The organism is Priestia megaterium NBRC 15308 = ATCC 14581, assembly GCF_000832985.1.
Classification (GTDB): Bacteria; Bacillota; Bacilli; order Bacillales; family Bacillaceae_H; genus Priestia; species Priestia megaterium.
In genome coordinates, this window is the sequence record NZ_CP009920.1 from 4289378 (window position 1) to 4305800 (window position 16423).

Annotated in this window: 18 protein-coding genes and 1 riboswitch; of the genes, 14 read left to right on the plus strand and 4 right to left on the minus strand. The window is 39.2% G+C overall.

The window, feature by feature from the left end; translation table 11 throughout:
* The first annotated feature begins 131 nt into the window (after nucleotides 1–131).
* The 3 genes from BG04_RS21965 to BG04_RS21975 are packed head-to-tail and all read left to right on the plus strand — an operon-like array spanning nucleotide 132 to nucleotide 2640.
* Nucleotides 132–911, plus strand: coding sequence for an SDR family NAD(P)-dependent oxidoreductase (locus BG04_RS21965; RefSeq protein WP_034652547.1), 780 nt, complete (start codon nucleotides 132–134; stop codon nucleotides 909–911).
* 12 nt (nucleotides 912–923) lie between these two features.
* A complete protein-coding gene (locus BG04_RS21970) occupies nucleotides 924–1226 on the plus strand; it encodes an ArsR/SmtB family transcription factor (RefSeq protein ID WP_016763939.1) in 303 nt (100 codons plus the stop codon).
* A 13-nt stretch (nucleotides 1227–1239) separates the two neighbouring features.
* Complete coding sequence (locus BG04_RS21975; protein WP_051975609.1) at nucleotides 1240–2640, plus strand: aldehyde dehydrogenase; 1401 nt, start codon at nucleotides 1240–1242, stop codon at nucleotides 2638–2640.
* A gap of 28 nt (nucleotides 2641–2668) precedes the next feature.
* Here the strand turns inward: BG04_RS21975 and tenA are convergent, their stop codons facing one another.
* Nucleotides 2669–3358 carry a thiaminase II gene (gene tenA, locus BG04_RS21980; protein WP_016763941.1) on the minus strand — a complete coding sequence of 230 codons (690 nt, stop codon included), beginning with the start codon at nucleotides 3356–3358 and terminating at the stop codon, nucleotides 2669–2671.
* A 95-nt stretch (nucleotides 3359–3453) separates the two neighbouring features.
* Nucleotides 3454–3551: riboswitch (TPP riboswitch) on the minus strand.
* Between the two features lie 226 nt (nucleotides 3552–3777).
* On the opposite strand from tenA, the gene BG04_RS21985 reads away from it, so the two are divergent.
* The 3 genes from BG04_RS21985 to BG04_RS21995 all read left to right on the plus strand — a co-directional run bounded on the left by BG04_RS21985 (nucleotide 3778) and on the right by BG04_RS21995 (nucleotide 6520).
* Nucleotides 3778–4524: a TspO/MBR family protein gene (locus tag BG04_RS21985; RefSeq protein WP_034652544.1), complete on the plus strand. Its 747-nt coding sequence runs from the start codon at nucleotides 3778–3780 to the stop codon at nucleotides 4522–4524.
* Between the two features lie 302 nt (nucleotides 4525–4826).
* The gene (locus tag BG04_RS21990; protein WP_013056847.1) at nucleotides 4827–5009 is read left to right on the plus strand and encodes a hypothetical protein; all 183 of its coding nucleotides are present in this window, start codon (nucleotides 4827–4829) and stop codon (nucleotides 5007–5009) included.
* Between the two features lie 176 nt (nucleotides 5010–5185).
* The gene (locus BG04_RS21995) at nucleotides 5186–6520 is read left to right on the plus strand and encodes a sodium-dependent transporter (RefSeq protein ID WP_034652542.1); all 1335 of its coding nucleotides are present in this window, start codon (nucleotides 5186–5188) and stop codon (nucleotides 6518–6520) included.
* A 30-nt stretch (nucleotides 6521–6550) separates the two neighbouring features.
* Here BG04_RS21995 and BG04_RS22000 read toward each other — a convergent pair whose 3' ends face one another.
* Nucleotides 6551–7126: a cell wall hydrolase gene (locus BG04_RS22000; RefSeq protein ID WP_034652541.1), complete on the minus strand. Its 576-nt coding sequence runs from the start codon at nucleotides 7124–7126 to the stop codon at nucleotides 6551–6553.
* A 250-nt stretch (nucleotides 7127–7376) separates the two neighbouring features.
* Between BG04_RS22000 and BG04_RS22005 the strand changes: the two genes are divergently transcribed.
* The 5 genes from BG04_RS22005 (at nucleotide 7377) to BG04_RS22025 (ending at nucleotide 12268) form a co-directional block, all read left to right on the plus strand.
* A complete protein-coding gene (locus tag BG04_RS22005) occupies nucleotides 7377–8408 on the plus strand; it encodes a LacI family DNA-binding transcriptional regulator (RefSeq protein WP_016763945.1) in 1032 nt (343 codons plus the stop codon).
* 89 nt (nucleotides 8409–8497) lie between these two features.
* Nucleotides 8498–9223, plus strand: coding sequence for a ThuA domain-containing protein (locus tag BG04_RS22010; protein WP_013056851.1), 726 nt, complete (start codon nucleotides 8498–8500; stop codon nucleotides 9221–9223).
* 32 nt (nucleotides 9224–9255) lie between these two features.
* Complete coding sequence (locus BG04_RS22015; protein WP_034652539.1) at nucleotides 9256–10281, plus strand: Gfo/Idh/MocA family protein; 1026 nt, start codon at nucleotides 9256–9258, stop codon at nucleotides 10279–10281.
* A gap of 12 nt (nucleotides 10282–10293) precedes the next feature.
* Nucleotides 10294–11298, plus strand: coding sequence for a Gfo/Idh/MocA family protein (locus BG04_RS22020; protein WP_034652538.1), 1005 nt, complete (start codon nucleotides 10294–10296; stop codon nucleotides 11296–11298).
* Nucleotide 11299: 1 nt separating this feature from the next.
* Nucleotides 11300–12268, plus strand: coding sequence for a sugar phosphate isomerase/epimerase family protein (locus BG04_RS22025; RefSeq protein WP_034652536.1), 969 nt, complete (start codon nucleotides 11300–11302; stop codon nucleotides 12266–12268).
* 68 nt (nucleotides 12269–12336) lie between these two features.
* On the opposite strand, the gene BG04_RS22030 is transcribed toward BG04_RS22025, so the two are convergent.
* Entirely contained in the window at nucleotides 12337–12945 is a 609-nt protein-coding gene (locus BG04_RS22030) for a DNA-3-methyladenine glycosylase (RefSeq protein WP_034652533.1), read from the minus strand.
* Between the two features lie 462 nt (nucleotides 12946–13407).
* Here BG04_RS22030 and BG04_RS22035 point away from each other — a divergent pair, with 462 nt between their 5' ends.
* Nucleotides 13408–14907 carry a UDP-N-acetylmuramoyl-L-alanyl-D-glutamate--2,6-diaminopimelate ligase gene (locus BG04_RS22035; RefSeq protein WP_034652530.1) on the plus strand — a complete coding sequence of 500 codons (1500 nt, stop codon included), beginning with the start codon at nucleotides 13408–13410 and terminating at the stop codon, nucleotides 14905–14907.
* Nucleotides 14908–15004: 97 nt separating this feature from the next.
* Here the strand turns inward: BG04_RS22035 and BG04_RS22040 are convergent, their stop codons facing one another.
* Nucleotides 15005–15511 carry a hypothetical protein gene (locus BG04_RS22040; RefSeq protein WP_034652527.1) on the minus strand — a complete coding sequence of 169 codons (507 nt, stop codon included), beginning with the start codon at nucleotides 15509–15511 and terminating at the stop codon, nucleotides 15005–15007.
* Between the two features lie 170 nt (nucleotides 15512–15681).
* On the opposite strand from BG04_RS22040, the gene BG04_RS22045 reads away from it, so the two are divergent.
* Both BG04_RS22045 and BG04_RS30630 read left to right on the plus strand, forming a co-directional pair.
* Nucleotides 15682–16146, plus strand: coding sequence for a GNAT family N-acetyltransferase (locus BG04_RS22045; RefSeq protein ID WP_034652524.1), 465 nt, complete (start codon nucleotides 15682–15684; stop codon nucleotides 16144–16146).
* Nucleotides 16139–16288, plus strand: coding sequence for a hypothetical protein (locus BG04_RS30630; RefSeq protein WP_155276306.1), 150 nt, complete (start codon nucleotides 16139–16141; stop codon nucleotides 16286–16288). Before BG04_RS22045 ends, BG04_RS30630 begins: the two co-directional genes overlap by 8 nt.
* Nucleotides 16289–16423 lie beyond the last annotated feature (135 nt).

Consider the following 16423-nt stretch of genomic DNA (forward strand, 5'->3'; position numbering starts at 1 on the left):
CGTAAATGGCAAAAATGGAAAATACAAAAGAAAAGAAGAGTATAGAAAACAGTTGACGGGAAAAAATGAATCCTATAAGATAAGTTTAAATGTTTAAGTTCTTGAACATTTAAACATAAGGAGTGAACACTATGTCACAGCATTATGCGCTCATCACCGGTGCGTCGGGAGGAATAGGTAAAGAGTTAGCTTATCAATTCGCAAAGGATGGGCATCCTGTAATTTTAGTTGCCAGAAGCGCTGATAAACTAGCGGCTATTGGAGAGAATTTAAAATCTACTTATAATATTGAAGTCATAACGGTTGTTAAGGATTTATCAAGAGAAGAAGAGATACAGTCATTATATGAAGAACTTAAAAATAAAAAAATGCACGTTGATTATTTAGTGAACAATGCTGGTTTTGGACTATACGGCAAATTTATTGAAACAGCTTTAGATGAAGAGTTAAACATGATTGATTTAAATATTCGAGCATTAACTCATTTAACAAAATTATTTTTACCGGATATGATCAAAAGAAATCGTGGGAAAATTTTAAATATTGCATCTGTTGCTGCATTTATGCCAGGTCCACTTATGACGGTATATTACGCAACGAAAGCGTACGTATTATCTTTCACAGAGGCCCTTGAAAATGAATTAAGAGGTACCAATGTAACGGTAAGTGCTCTATGCCCGGGTCCAACTAAAACGGGTTTTAGCGACCGAGCCCAGCTAAGCAACTCCAAACTTTTTCAAAGCGGTGCAATGGATGTAGAAACAGTAACGAAAGTTGGCTATAAAAAATTTATGAAAGGGCAGACGGTTATCGTACCAGGAGTACAGTTTCGTCTTGCTACGTTCATCCCGCGCTTCGTGCCAAGAAAGTGGCTTACATCCGTTGTCCGCAGAACACAAGAAATTAAATAAAGGAGAATCTATATGAGTGAAAAAGCAGTCGAGTTATTTCGTGCCAGCATTCCCATTTTTCAGGCTCTAAGTGATTCAGCAAGACAAGATATTATTTTGCTGCTCGCCGAAAAAGAGCCTTTAACCGTTAATGAAATTGCAAACGAGTCTACTCTATCACGACCGGCGATTTCTCATCATTTAAAAATTCTACGCGATCAAAAGCTTGTGCAAATTGAGCAAAAAGGAACGCAGAGATATTATTCATTAGCTTTGAATGAGGCAGTTGAGCTATTAAAAAACTTGCTTGCTACAGTTGAAGCCGAATGTTTATAGGGAGATGAAAGGAATGAACCACGAGCGATTCTATATCACAGATGAAACAGTCATTGAACATATTGTTTCTACACAAAAGCAGTATTTCTATGCGCAAAAGACAAAGAGTATCAGCAGCCGCATTCAAGCGCTGAATAAGCTAAGAGACGCAGTCAAACAAAACGAGCAGAGAATTATGGATGCTTTAAAACAAGATTTAAATAAATCTGAAGTAGAGGCTTACACGTCGGAAATTGGGATTTTACTAGAGGAGATTCGATTTACGCTTAAGCATTTAGCAAAATGGATGAAGCCTAAAAAAGTAAAAACTGCTTTAACACATGTGGGCTCTAAAGGGAAAATTGTTCCTGAACCGTATGGAGTCGCGTTAATTATTGCTCCGTGGAACTATCCGTTTCAATTAGCACTGTCTCCTTTAGTAGGAGCGATTGCTGCTGGAAACACGGCGATTATAAAACCTTCTGAATTAACGCCTAGCGTATCTCGCGTTATACAAGAATTACTGGCTGAAGCTTTTGACCCAGCATTTGTGACGGTGATTGAAGGCGCTGTAGAAACGACAAGCCTGCTTTTAAAACAGGCGCTTGATTATATTTTCTTTACGGGAAGTGTAAATGTAGGGAAAATTATTATGCAAGAAGCAGGGAAGCAGCTTATTCCAGTCACGCTTGAGCTAGGCGGAAAAAGTCCGTGCATTGTACATGAAGACGCAAACCTAGATCTTGCAGCGAAGCGAATTATGTTTGGTAAAGGGATGAATGCAGGCCAAACGTGCGTTGCTCCTGATTATTTGCTCGTGCATAAAAAAGTGAAAGCGCAGCTTGTAGAGAAACTTCGCGAAGCAATTTCTCAATTTTACGGTAGTAATCCACTTGAAAGCAACCGCTACGGCCGTATTGTCAGTGAGCGTCATTTTACTCGGCTAGTTGAGTTTTTAAAAGACGGAAATGCTATAGTTGGAGGCGGGTACAATAAAAACACGCTAACAATAGAACCTACGGTGTTAAGTGAAGTAAGCTGGACATCAGATGTTATGCAAGAAGAAATCTTTGGGCCTATTCTTCCTATGATTGAATATGAAACACTAGACGAAGTCATTCATAAAGTTCAAGAAAAAGCTAAGCCGTTAGCTCTTTACTTATTTACAGAAAGTGAAGATGTGCAAAACGTGATAACGGAGCGCCTTTCATTTGGAGGAGGCTGTATAAACGATACGCTTATGCATATCGCTACGCCATATTTGCCGTTTGGCGGAGTGGGAGAAAGCGGCACGGGTCAATATCATGGAAAAGACAGCTTTCAGACATTCACTCATTTTAAAAGCATGCTGTCTCAAACAACCAAGTTTGATTTGTCATTCCGCTATCCTTCGGAAAAACAAAGCTTGAAAATGATCAAAAAATTATTGAAATAAAAGAGCCTCCTGATAGGAGGCTTTTTCGTTATTTTGAAAGTAAAAGCTGAGAAAGCGGCCATTTTTCTTGGGTATATGCCATTTCCCAAAATAAATACTCCAGTTCACAGCTTTTGATGAAGTGATCTTTCATACGGTTACGTTCTTCTTCAGTCGCTTGTTCGGCGAGTTCATCAAGCTTGTTACAAAACCATTGTGTTGTGCCATTCATTTCTTCATTATTATAAAACTGAATCCATTCATAAAAAGGATGAGAAGGAGATGGATTTACTTGTTCTGTAATGCGCTGGCCAATTTCAACGTACGTCCATGGACATGGAAGAAGCACTGCAATGATTTCTGCTAAGCTGCCTGTATGCGCAACACTTGTCATATGGTTAATGTAGTGGCTGGCCGTCGGTGAAAGCGTCTCAGTGTGAAGGTCTTCATAACGTACGCCTGCTACTTCACAAAAATTATTGTGAGGGTGTACTTCACTATGTAATACCGTAGAAATGCCGGCATTAAAGGCTTCCATTTCGGTACGCGTGCGGCATTTTGTTAAAGCAGCGCCGTAAATGCGAACAAATGCTGTTAAGTATTCGTAATCTTGAGAAACGTAGTGAATAAGCGCTTCTTTTGGCACGTTTCCTTCAGCAATTCCTTTAATAAAAGGATGGTTAAAAATGGCTTCGTAAATATAGTTTGCTTCTTGTCTTAATTGAGATGAAAATGACATCAAAATCCTCCTTTAATATGAGGAAGTCACAAACAAGCACATAAAGGAAATAAAAAACACTCCGTTTATAAACGGAGTGGCAAAGGACAGTAAAAAACTGAACATTGCCACTTTCCTACGCTGGTATGAGCCAGATCAGGTTCAAAGGGATCAAGAAAACTTGTCTCAGCCGGTGGCACCCCTAGTGGACTTCCTATTAATCTACGTTTAACTTACCATATATTCTGAAAAATAGAAAGCGTTATGGGGAATTGTGTGCTAATAACTTTTCTTTCTTAAAGAGGAAATTTCTTAAAGCTATTTTTAATCATTTTTGGTTAAAAATGCATATTTTTAGGGGAGAAGAGGTATTAATGAAGGGAAGAGCCGTTTTCGTCTCCGAAACACTCCCATATAAATAGAAGAAAGGAGAGAACAAAATGGCGAAATTTCGTTTGTATGCTGTATTAAATACAGTAGGCTTGGCTATTACACTACTTGTGAATTATTTAGCAAATGCCATTCCAATAGGAGGCAAAACAACGGGAGAAGCTTCTGCGCAAGTTCCTACGTTGTTTACACCAGCGGGTTATGCCTTTGCTATCTGGGGCGTTATTTATTTATTATTAACCATTTGGGTTATACGCCAATTTTTTGCAAGAGAAGATCAAAAGGAAATATATGCACGTATCGGCATTTGGTTTTTTCTAAACTGTTTGTTAAATAGTGCGTGGATCTTTATTTTCCAAAACGATTACTATAAGTTATCTCTTTTAGTTATGCTCTTTATTCTAGGCACATTAATGATTGTGTATTCCACTATTCAGCATTCTCGAATGACGACATGGTTTATGCGTCTGCCGATTTCGCTTTATCTTGGATGGATTTCTGTTGCGACTATTGTCAATGTGTTTGTCGTATTTCAAGCAAATGGAATACAGCACTTGATTGGCTTAAACGAGTTAACATGGACGATTATTATGCTGCTGGTAGGAGCTGTGCTGGGCATTATGTTTACATTAAAAAACCGAGACGCTGTTTATCCGCTTGTTTTTATTTGGGCTTATATTGCCATTGCAGTGAAGCAAAGTGGAAATCAGCCAATTGTCATTACTGTCATCATTTTAGTTGTTTTATTAGCAATTGCCATTATTGTGGGATTGATTAAACGCTATAGACGTTTTTAAAAAGAAGCTCTAGCTTTTGTAAGCTAGAGCTTTTTATGATGCTCTTTTGATTGTAAAAAAGCAGCTGTAAAAGCAATTAAGCTAATTAAAATACCAAAAGGAACAACAATTGGTACGAATGATAAAATAAATGTCATAAGTGTAACCTCCATGTTGCATCGGTGCATAATGAAAAATTCAACTTTTTTAAATTGAAGTTCCGCTACTATAGTATGCTAGGCTTTATGTTTGGAGCCTATATGTTTAGAAATAAACGAAAAAGGCAAAATACGTTACATATAGGTTATATAGGAGGAGTTAAAATGGAAACATATTTAGTTGCTTACACAGATAAAGATGATATGGAATATAAACAAGTGACATGCGAGAGCTATGAAGATGCAGAGCGTACGGTTCTTCGTTTAGAGAGAGAAGGGCATATGCATATTGAAGAAATATCAAATCAAGAAGCCTATCGCGGAGACGAATCATCGTACAGAGAATGATTTTTGAATAGAAACATCAAACTTAAAATGAAGAAGCAGCTGCTTCTTCATTTTTTCTATTCTATATAGATATCGTTTTATAGAAAAAAGTAAAACGGGAATGATTTTCTTCTGCATTTATGGTACAGTACTAATCAGGTGAGTTTTGAGTTTAGAAGAGGAGAGAGTAACATTATATGAGTAAAGGAAATCAGTGGTCTTCACGCCTCGGTTTTATTTTAGCATCTGCTGGGGCAGCAATTGGTCTAGGAGCGATATGGAAGTTTCCATACGTAACGGGAACCAGTGGCGGTGGAGCGTTTTTTGCGTTGTTTATTTTATTTACGATTTTTATTGGATTGCCGCTTCTGTTGGCAGAATTTATCATTGGAAGACATACGGGGAAAGAAGCGATTAGTGCTTATAAGGCAATTGCTCCAAAATCCGCTTGGGTATGGATTGGCAGGCTGGGAGTACTAAGCTGTGTCATTTTGCTTTCCTTTTACAGCGTCGTTGGCGGCTGGGTGATTTTATATACGATTATGAGCGTAACCGGTATGCTAAGCGGAAAAGAGTACGGCCCGTTGTTCAATGCCGTCATTAGCCAACCTTATGTAGTATTAGGTGCACAGGCGCTGTTTTTATTAATTACAGTGTTTGTTATTTCAAAAGGCGTACAAAAAGGAATAGAGCGTGCTAATAAATACATGATGCCGCTGTTATTTATCTGTTTTATCATTATCGTGGTGCGTTCTTTAACATTAGACGGAGCAATGGACGGAGTAAAGTTCTTTTTGAAACCGGATTTTTCAGCCATTACAGGGGCATCTGTTCTCTATGCGCTCGGTCAGTCGTTTTTCTCGCTTTGCGTGGGATTATCCTGCATGGTGACATATAGCTCTTATTTAGGGAAAAAAGTAAGCTTGACACGTTCAGCTGGTACTATTGCTCTTTTGAACTTGTTTGTTTCGCTGCTGGCGGGCTTGGCTATTTTTCCAGCCGTTTTTTCATTTGGATTAAAGCCAACTGAAGGACCTGGACTTTTGTTTGTGGTCTTGCCAACAGTATTTGAGAAAATGCCGTTTGGTACCGTCTTTTTAGCACTGTTTTTAATTTTATTTCTATTTGCTACGCTTACGTCTGCTTTTTCACTGCTGGAAATTATCGTAGCTGCTTTAACCAAAGACGATCAGACAAAACGAACTCGCTACGCTTCTTTATCAGGGATTATTGTGTTTGTGGTAGGTATCCCATCAGCGCTTTCGTTTGGTGTACTAAAACATGTCTCACTTTTTGGCAGAAGTATATTTGACGTAGCTGACTTTTTTGTGAGCAACTTAATGCTGCCTCTGGGAAGTTTAGCCATTGCGATTTTTGTGACATTTAAAATGAAAAAAGAAGCCGTGTATGAAGAGTTTATTTCAGGAAGTACAAAAGGCGCTAAATTATTCAACGCATGGTTCTTTCTAGTTAAATACGTATTGCCTATTATTATTATAGCTGTTCTATTAAGCTTACTTGTTGCATATTAAAAAAAGCACTCATCTGAGTGCTTTTTTTGTTTATTTTGCAAAAACGTGATTTCCGATTGTAATCGTAACCTGTTTTTGACGAAGCCATTGGTCACTTGTTTTATCTGGATTAAAGAAGAATAACGAACCTTTTCCTTGGCCTCTAAAAGCTAGTGCTTCATTCACAGCTTTTTTTGCTTCAGCATCCGCTGCTTTATTGATTTCACCGTTTTGTACGGGTGTAAACTGTCTACCTTGATAAATCACATCATGAATAGAATTTGGGAAAGAATCGCTATCCACGCGGTTTAAGACAACTGTTGCTACAGCCACTTTGCCAGCGTAAGGTTCGCCTTTTGCTTCAGCTTGTACAAGGCGAGCTAACAATTCTTTATCACTTTCGCTAATAGAGTTAGGGATTGTTAGTGTTTCATTTGCATTAATAGAGTCGGTAGATTTGTGATTCGCTTCTTTTAACTGTTCAACCGTAACTCCGTATTCAGCGCCAATCTTGTAAAGAGTCTCTCCAGCTTTTACGCGATGGGTTGTTTCAGCGGCATTTGCCACGTGACTCATGCCGAACATAGGAACTGCTAGTGCTCCAATAATTACTAGTTTCTTAAACATAAAGTAAGTACCTCCTGAAATCCTTTTGAACGCCCCTTTTATCACGGATCGGTGCGTGCTGTGCACCGAACTTTATATGTACGTTTCAAAGATTAACAGGTGTCAATACATCTTGTCACTGCTTAAAACATACCAATCTAGGAAGAAATTATAATAGTTAACAGATAATTTGAAAAATACGTTGACTGATAATAAAGGAGTGAATTATAATGAACGAGTAAATAGTTAACCGTTTAACTGGAGAGATTTTATGGGAGAAAAGATAACGATTCGTGATGTAGCGAAGCATGCAGGAGTGTCTGCAGCTTCAGTATCTTACGTCTTAAACGGAATTAACAAAGTATCCGATGAAACAAAAGAGCGAATTTTAACAGCGGTAAAAGAATTAAACTACGAACCAAATTTAACCGCCGTTAGTCTTTCGAAACAAAAGTCAAATATGATTGGCGTTATGTTCCCGCTTACCGATGATTCACTTTCTACTATATTTAAAGATAACCATTATTACAGTGAAATGATTAGTGGAATTGAATATGTAATCCGTAAGCATGGTTATGATCTAGTCATATCTGGAGCGAGTAGCCCGGCTGATTGCCTAAAATGGATTCGAACGAGAAATATTGATGGTCTTCTGTTTTTAGGAGCCTTCCCGCATCGATTGTATGAGAAAATGAAAGCGTTATCGAATCCGATTGTGCTAGTAGATACATATGAAAGGTACGAACGTGATTATCATCATATTTCTGTAGACGATGAGTATGGAGGATATCTAGCTACAACCCATTTAGTGAATTTGGGGCACAAAGAAATTGCCTTTGTTGCTCATCACCTCGTCAATAGTCCAGTAGATAAAAAGAGGTATATAGGCTACGAGAAAGCATTAAAAGAAGCGGGCATTACACCATCAAAGACGTTTGTTTTTGAAGTGAACGAAAGTTCGTTTGATAACGGTTACAATTTAGGGAACAAGCTGCTGAAAGATCACAAGGATATTCGGGCGGTTTTTGCATCCTCTGATACGCTGGCGCTTGGAATTATGAAAGCACTGCAAGAAAAGGGGAAAAAAATTCCGCAGGACTACTCAATCGTAGGGTTTGATGACATAACGTTTAGTAGCTATGCATCTCCCAGTCTAACAACCATTCGTCAAGATGTATTTAACAAAGGAGTCGTCGCCGCGACGTCGGTTATTCAAGCAATTGAACACCGTTTCAGCACGCTGCAGCATGTGAAATTATCGGTTGAACTTATTATTCGAGATTCAACTGCTAAGCGCGGGTGAACCGCAGTAAGTTAACCGATTAACCAAAGTTTAGCCTTTATAAAAAAAGGGGATATAAGTTAGCATTCACAAAAAAAGGGGATATGAAAATGATTAATGTTACAGTATGGAATGAAAATCGTCATGAACAGAAAAATCCGGTTGTAAGAGAAATTTACCCTGAAGGCATTCACGGTGCCATCGCTTCTTTTTTAGAAGAAGGAGGGTTTCGTACACACACCGCAACATTAGACGAAGTAGAACACGGGTTGACTGAAGAAGTATTAAATCAAACGGATGTTTTAGTATGGTGGGGTCATTTAGCACATGACGAAGTGAAAGATGACATCGTTGAGAAAGTAAAGCAGCGCGTGCTAGACGGTATGGGGCTTATTGTCTTACACTCAGGTCACTTTTCTAAAATTTTTAAAACGTTAATGGGCACAAGCTGCGACTTAAAATGGCGTGAAGCGGATGAAAAAGAGCGCTTGTGGGTAGTAGAACCGAGCCATCCGATTGTGGAAGGTATTGGTGAATTTATCGAGCTTGAGCGCGAAGAAATGTATGGAGAGCACTTTGATATTCCAGCACCTGATGAACTAATTTTCACGAGCTGGTTTGAAGGCGGAGAAATTTTCAGAAGCGGCTGCACGTACAAACGCGGAAACGGAAAAGTATTTTATTTCAGACCTGGACATGAAACATATCCAACATACCATAACAAAGACATTCAGCGTGTCATTATGAATGCTATTAAATGGGCGAAGCCAGCGGAGAGAAAACGTCCTGTTTACGGCAATGCGCAACCGCTTGAATCAATCGCTGTTAAAAACTAATTAATAATGCTTAAGCAAAGGGGATAGGAAAGATGGCAAAAGTAAAAATTGGCGTTATTGGGTGCGGAAGCATTGCGCAACACCGTCACTTACCAGAATATAAGATGAATGAACAAGTAGAATTAGTAGCCGTTTGCGATATAAACACAGAACGTGCAAACAGCGTAGCACAGCAGTACGGTTTAAAAGCTTACACAAACTACGAAGAACTTTTAGCAAGCGGTACAGTGGAAGCAGTGAGCGTATGTACGCCCAATTATCTTCATGCGCCTATTTCGGTTGCAGCGTTAAACAGCGGAGTTCATGTCCTGTGTGAAAAGCCGATGGCAACATCAGAAGAAGAAGCAAAAGCAATGATTGAAGCAGCAAAAACAAACGGTAAAAAACTAATGATCGGACATAATCAGCGCTTTGTAGCTTCTCATCAAAAAGCTCGTGAACTTATTGAAAAAGGGGAAATCGGTAAAATTTACAGTTTCCGTACGGCTTTTGGCCACGGTGGTCCTGAAGGTTGGAGCGTGGACGGAAAAGACAGCTGGTTCTTCAAAAAAGACGAAGCGTTTATTGGGGCTATGGGGGATTTAGGCGTTCACAAAACTGATATGCTCCGCTACATATTGAATGAAGAAATTGTAGAAGTCGGTGCATTTGTAGAAAGCAATGCAAAAGACTTTGCAAATGTAGATGACAATGCTGTGTGCGTATTAAAAACGGAAAGCGGGATTATCGGGACGCTTGCGGCAAGCTGGGCTTACAATGGAAAAGAAGATAACTCCACGATCGTTTACGGAGAGAAAGGGATTCTTCGTTTGGAGGACGATCCGACGTATTCATTAGTTGCACAATATGCAACGGGTGAAGTGGTGAACTATGAATTAGGAAAAATCCAGTCGAACGATGAAGGCGGACAAAGTAATTCTCACGTCATTGAACAATTTGTAGATGCAGTGGCGGAAGATAAAGAATCTCCTGTTCCTGGTGAAGAAGGATTAAAATCACTTGCTGTTATTTTAGCAGCTTTAAAATCAAGTCAAACGAAACAAATTACGCGCGTGTAAGAGGTGAAAAACGTGAGAATTGGCATAATCGGAGCAGGAGGGATTGCTGTAAGCAGGCATATCCCGGCATTCAAGCAACTGGGTGATGAATGTGTGATTTGGGGGCTTAGCGATATTAATAGTGAAAGAGCCACAGAGGTAGCCAATGAGCATAATATCCCTCACGTATTTGTTGATTACAAAGATATGTTTAAAGAAGTGGATGCTGTATGTATTTGTACACCGAATAAATTTCACGCCGAGTTTGCAGTAGAAGCGCTAAAAGCAGGCGTTCACGTCCTATGTGAAAAGCCAATGGCGATGTCTAAAGAGCAAGGTGAAAAAATGCTTGCTGCTGCTAGAGAATCGGGTAAGCAGTTAGCGATTGCGTATCATTACCGATTCATGAAAGAAGCGCAGGCTGCGAAAAAAATGATGACAGAGGTAGGGCGCCCATTAGTTGCACGTGTCAGAGCAATGCGTCGCCGAAAGGTTCCCGGTTGGGGAGTATTTACGAACAAAGATCTTCAAGGAGGAGGCAGCTTAATTGATTACGGCTGCCATTTGCTTGATTTAACGCTTTGGCTGATGGGAAACCCAAAGCATACTGAAGTGCTGGGAAGTACATATAATGACCTGAGTAAGACGCCTAACCAATTAAATCAATGGGGAGCATTTGATCATGAAACATTCAGCGTAGATGATCATGTAACGGCCTATATTAAATTTGAAAATGGAGCGTCGCTTCTTTTAGAAACTTCTTGGGCTGCTAATATCCAAGATGATGAAGAGCACGTAAGCATATCAGGGGTAGAGGGCGGTTTAAGTGTGTTTCCATTTGAACTATACACGTCTAAAAACGGTATGCTCATGAACAGTACGTCACCTTGGATAGATGGAGAAGATGATTACAGCCTGAGTCAGGCTAAAAATTTCGTTGAAGCGTGTAAAGGAAATGCTGAATTAGTGGTAAAGCCACAAGAAGCGCTTCAAGTCTCAGCTATTATTGACGAAATATATCGCACAGGAGGAAATTAAAATGAAACTTGGAGTATTCACGGTCTTATTTGCGGATCTTTCTTTTGAAGAGATGTTAGATAAAGTAAAAGCAGCAGGTCTTCATGCTGTTGAAATCGGAACGGGCGGCTATCCGGGAAACAGCCATTGTCCGCTAGATGAGCTGCTTGAAGATGAAGAAAAAAGAGAAGCATATATGAAGCAGATAAAAGACCGTGGACTTACAATCAGCGCATTTAGCTGCCACGGCAATCCTATTTCACCTGAGGCAAGTTTTGCAAAAGAATCTGACGAAACGCTTCGCAAGACCATTCAACTAGCATCATTAGTAGGTGTTCCAGTGGTTAACTGCTTCTCTGGAACAGCTGGAGATCACGAAGAGGCGAAGTACCCAAACTGGCCTGTTACTCCCTGGCCTAACGAGTATGGAGACGTATTGAATTGGCAGTGGGAAAATAAGCTTGTTCCTTATTGGAAAGAAATTGGAGAACTAGCGGAGGAGCAAAATGTAAAAATTGGTTTAGAACTTCACGGCGGATTTTTAGTTCATACTCCGTATACGCTCCTAAAGCTTCGCGAAAAAACAAGTCCAGCGATTGGCGCTAACCTTGATCCAAGTCATTTATGGTGGCAAGGAATTGATCCGGTAGGAGCTATTAAAATTTTAGCAAAAGAAAATGCAATTCATCATTTCCACGCAAAGGATACGTACTTGGATCAGGATAATATTAACATGTACGGCCTGACGGATATGCAGCCATACGGAGAAGTCCAAACGCGTGCATGGACGTTTAGATCCGTAGGATGCGGACATGATGTAAAAGAGTGGTCTGATATGATGAGTGCACTTCGCACATACGGATACGATTATGTAGTCAGCATTGAACACGAAGATCCAATCATGTCGATTGAAGAAGGATTTAAACGCGCGGTTACAAACTTACAAAGTGTATTAATTGAAGAAACTCCCTCACAAATGTGGTGGGCGTAAGCAAAAAGAAGCATCTCTAAAAAGAGGTGCTTCTTTTATTTTCGTTAATAAATCAATTCGCCTTTTGTTCACCTGAATTTCGATACAAACGGGTGATTGGCAACCCAAAAACGCCAAGGGTAATCCTTCGCTTCACCAGAATTATCAATGCCAACGCGAGGTCCGGCGGAAATCTCTGAAGGAGTGAAGCCACGAGCAATATAAAGAGGAGGACTGGTTAAATCATGACCGTACAAATCCATTGAAACCCCTAGTGCTTTTGTTAGTTTCCCAGGGCCGTTTGTCCAATTTATTTCATTTTCCATCCCTCGACGTCTATGTTTCATCAAATTTTTTCCGCTAAATGGCTCAATAGCTCGAATGAGGACGCCTTCTGGACAATCGATGTCGCTGCTTACAACATTGAGTAAACAATGTGTATGCATTGTATGCGTATAGGCATGACCAGAACGACCGAACATTACCTCCGTTCTTTTTGTGCGCCGGTTATTAAAGCTATGAGCTGCTCGGTCGAAAGGCCCTTTATAAGCCTCAGTTTCTACAATGAAACCAGATGCAGTTCCTTCCGCCGTTTCGTGAACAAGAAGACATCCTAACAGCGACTGAGCTAATTCAAGTGTAGGCTGTTGATAAAATAAAAGAGGAAGTGGTTCAATCGCTAAAAGAGAACGCGTCATTTGCTGTAGTCCATCCTTTCAAAACAGAGTCATTCACGCTGTTATGCGCATCTTTTATTATGATGTTTTCTTTGTTATTTTGCAAAGGAAGGCACTGATTAATACAGTAATCTTTCTTACCCCACGTTCAAGTATTTATCATGATTCAACTTACTCTATGAAATTATTTTATTTTAAAGAGTGGTTTCGTTTTGCACGTATAGGGGGAATATTTTACTACAATACTTCGCTTTTGCTGCTGGTATGATATACACAGTTCATCCATATTTTACATACTTTTAGTTTTGAAAAATAGTGATCCGGCTTTTCTTTATTTTCGTTCTACACATGAAAGCAAAATAAAAAGATTGAATTGTAGAAAGTTCTTTATAAATGGAAATAAAGAAAAAATATCCTTCAAAGAGTATTTAAGGGATTTTAGAACATATTAAAAATAAAATTTATACACTGTGAGGAATAGCTATGAACATCCACTTTGATACATTAATGAACTTATCAATTAAACATATTTTTGGGCCTGCCTCTCAAACGATCAACCATCTGACATATCACTCAAAGCAGGTTCACGACGGATCAGTATTTTTTAGTATAAAAGGTGAAAATGAAGATGGACATCAATATATTAAAGAAGCTATAGCTAGAGGAGCCGTAGCAGTCTTTGGGACAAGCATTGAGGAGCTTCGTCTTTTGAGCACTCAGTATTCTCACTGTACGTTTTTAGCAGTTGACGACGTTCGCAAAGTAATGGCATCTTTTTCTAAAATGTATTTTGATTATACGGATGAAAAAATTGAGACAATTGGCGTTACAGGTACAAATGGTAAAACAACCGTAGCAGCTTACGTAAGGTCGCTTTTAACCCTTTTAAAATTGCCGACAGGATCGATTGGCACGACCGGCATTTGGTCATCAAAGAAGAAGTTAGTTTATAAAAAAAGTACGCCTACAACACCTGAATCGGTAGACTTGCATAAAATTTTTTATGATTTGTATACAAGAGGCGACGAAGCGGCAGTGATGGAAGTATCTTCAATTGCGATTGATCAGCAGCGAGTAGAAAATATTTATTTTGATGTAGCCATTCACACAAATCTTTCAGAAGAGCATCTAGAGTATCATAAAACGTTTGAACACTATAAAAAGTGCAAGATGAAATTATTTCAGCAGGCAAAACATGCCGTTATTAATATAGATGATCAGGACATGGGTAAAGACTTAAGCAGGCTATTTGAAGGAACTAAAGTCACGTATAGCTTATTAAATAATGCGGAGGCCACTCTGCAAGCAAAAAATATTACTGTCAAAGAAGGGGGCTCTTTCTTTGATTTACTGTATAAAGGACAGTCATACAAAGTAGCAGTGCCTGTATATGGCGATTACAACATTGCTAACGTGCTAGCGGCCATTGGTACAGCTCTTCACTTTGAATACCACATTGAGGATATTATTAGCGTGCTTCCTCAATTGGAAAGTCCAGAAGGGCGCTTTCAAGTGATAGAAGGTCCTAATAACCAAAAAGTGATTTTAGACTATGCCCATACGCCTGTTGCCCTTACGCGTTTAGTAGAAGAAGTAAAAAAGATGGAGTATAACCAGCTAATTGTCATGATTGCAGGGATTGGCATTCGAGATTTTAATAAAATGCCTAAAATGGCGCGTGTCATTGAAGGAAAAGCTGATGAAATTGTCGTAACTGTTGATCATCCAGGTCACCATGATCCGAACGTAATTGTAGATCAAGTAATGACGGGTTTTTCAAATCCAAGCGCAAGTAATATTCACCGTGCCCCTACTCGAACAGAAGGAGTATTAAAGTCGCTTTCTTTAGGAAAGCCGAATGATATTATTTTACTCACAAGCGGCTGTATTAACGGCGCTCAGCTTGTAAAAGGCAACGAAATTCCGCATTCAGATGAAGAAATTATTGCCTCTTATTATGCATCGTTAAGCAATATTTCCTAATACTCTTCTTCATTTATCGAACGAACGTGGAGAAATTGAAACAGCATATGAAAGAAGGTCTCTTACTATTTTTAGAGACCTTCTTTTTGCATCAAAACTATAGGCTATTTTCTCGCTGTGTTTTTGGTTCTTCAATTTTCACATCATGTTCTTTAGCCAGCTTTTTAATAGCTGCATTGTAATCGCGTATGCCTTTTCGTGCCTCATCAAGCATAGCGTTTGCCTCAGCAATAAGGTTGCGGTCCTGCTTTTCTAAAGCGCTGACAATTTTAATGAAAGCATTATACTGGGTATTGGCAGCCTTTATATAGCCTTCATGAACCTTTCGAAGATCGTCGGTTTCTACATCGATGTTTTCTAGTTCGTCAACAAATTTACGATAGGTAGGAATGACTTCACTCGTCATCGTATCGTACATTACCGCGTCACTTGTGTAGTTAGCGCCTGTAACAGAATCGTATGAGTCAATCGCTTCTTTTTCAAGCTGAGCGGCTTTTTTTAAATCTTGGTTGTTATAGTCGATTAAATCATCTTGAACAGGATCACTAAAGCAGGCGGATAATAAAAACAAAAGAGGGACAAGACAAAATAAAACCTTCTTCAACGAATTTCACCTCCGTTTAACAATGTATGAAATATCTGCTTGGCAAAGTCGGTTTTAATAACTGGAGAAAAAGAAGGGAGTGTATAAAAGGATTTTTAAAGGTCGGCAGTGAATTTATTCATAAGTCGGTTTGTAGTTGACCACCCCTTAGTAGCAGGAAGGAAGAGAAAATGATTAAAATAAAAAGAGACCACTTAACGAACAATGAAGTTATTGAACTAGTAAGTTCTCACCTTCAAGGAATGAACTTACATTCACCCCCTGAAAGTATTCATGCTCTAAATATTGAAAGCTTAAAACACCGTGATACTACGTTTTGGAGCGTGTGGGAAGACAGCCAGCTAGCAGGATGCGGGGCTATAAAAGAGTTAGATGAGCACCACGGAGAAATTAAATCGATGCGAACAGCCGCGGCTCATTTGCGAAAAGGAATTGCTAGGAAGCTGCTGCAATACATAATAAATGAAGCACAAAAACGAGGGTACCGACGCTTAAGCTTAGAAACAGGATCCGCGTCTGCTTTTGAACCGGCTAGAAAGCTGTACGCCAGTTTTGGATTTTACGAGTGCGAACCGTTTTCTACTTACAAAGAAGATCCATACAGTGTATTTATGACAAAGAAATTGAATGATTAAAAGAGGATGGGACAAAAGTATTTTAGTTGAAGGAACATCCGAACGAGGAATCAAGATTCTTGATGAAGAATCCAACTCGTTCGGATTTGTCATGGTGATGGTGAACGTAGGTTTCGTATATGTAGTTGCTTCAAGCGGTTGATTTAGTTATGTCTCCACCTATTTATTTTTTGTTTTGTCATAATTCATATAAAAAGGTATAAACTAGGTTTTTTCACTAGACAAAAAGGTTTTTCCTATGTAGTATAGGTGTCAGATAATACAAAACGAATGTTCA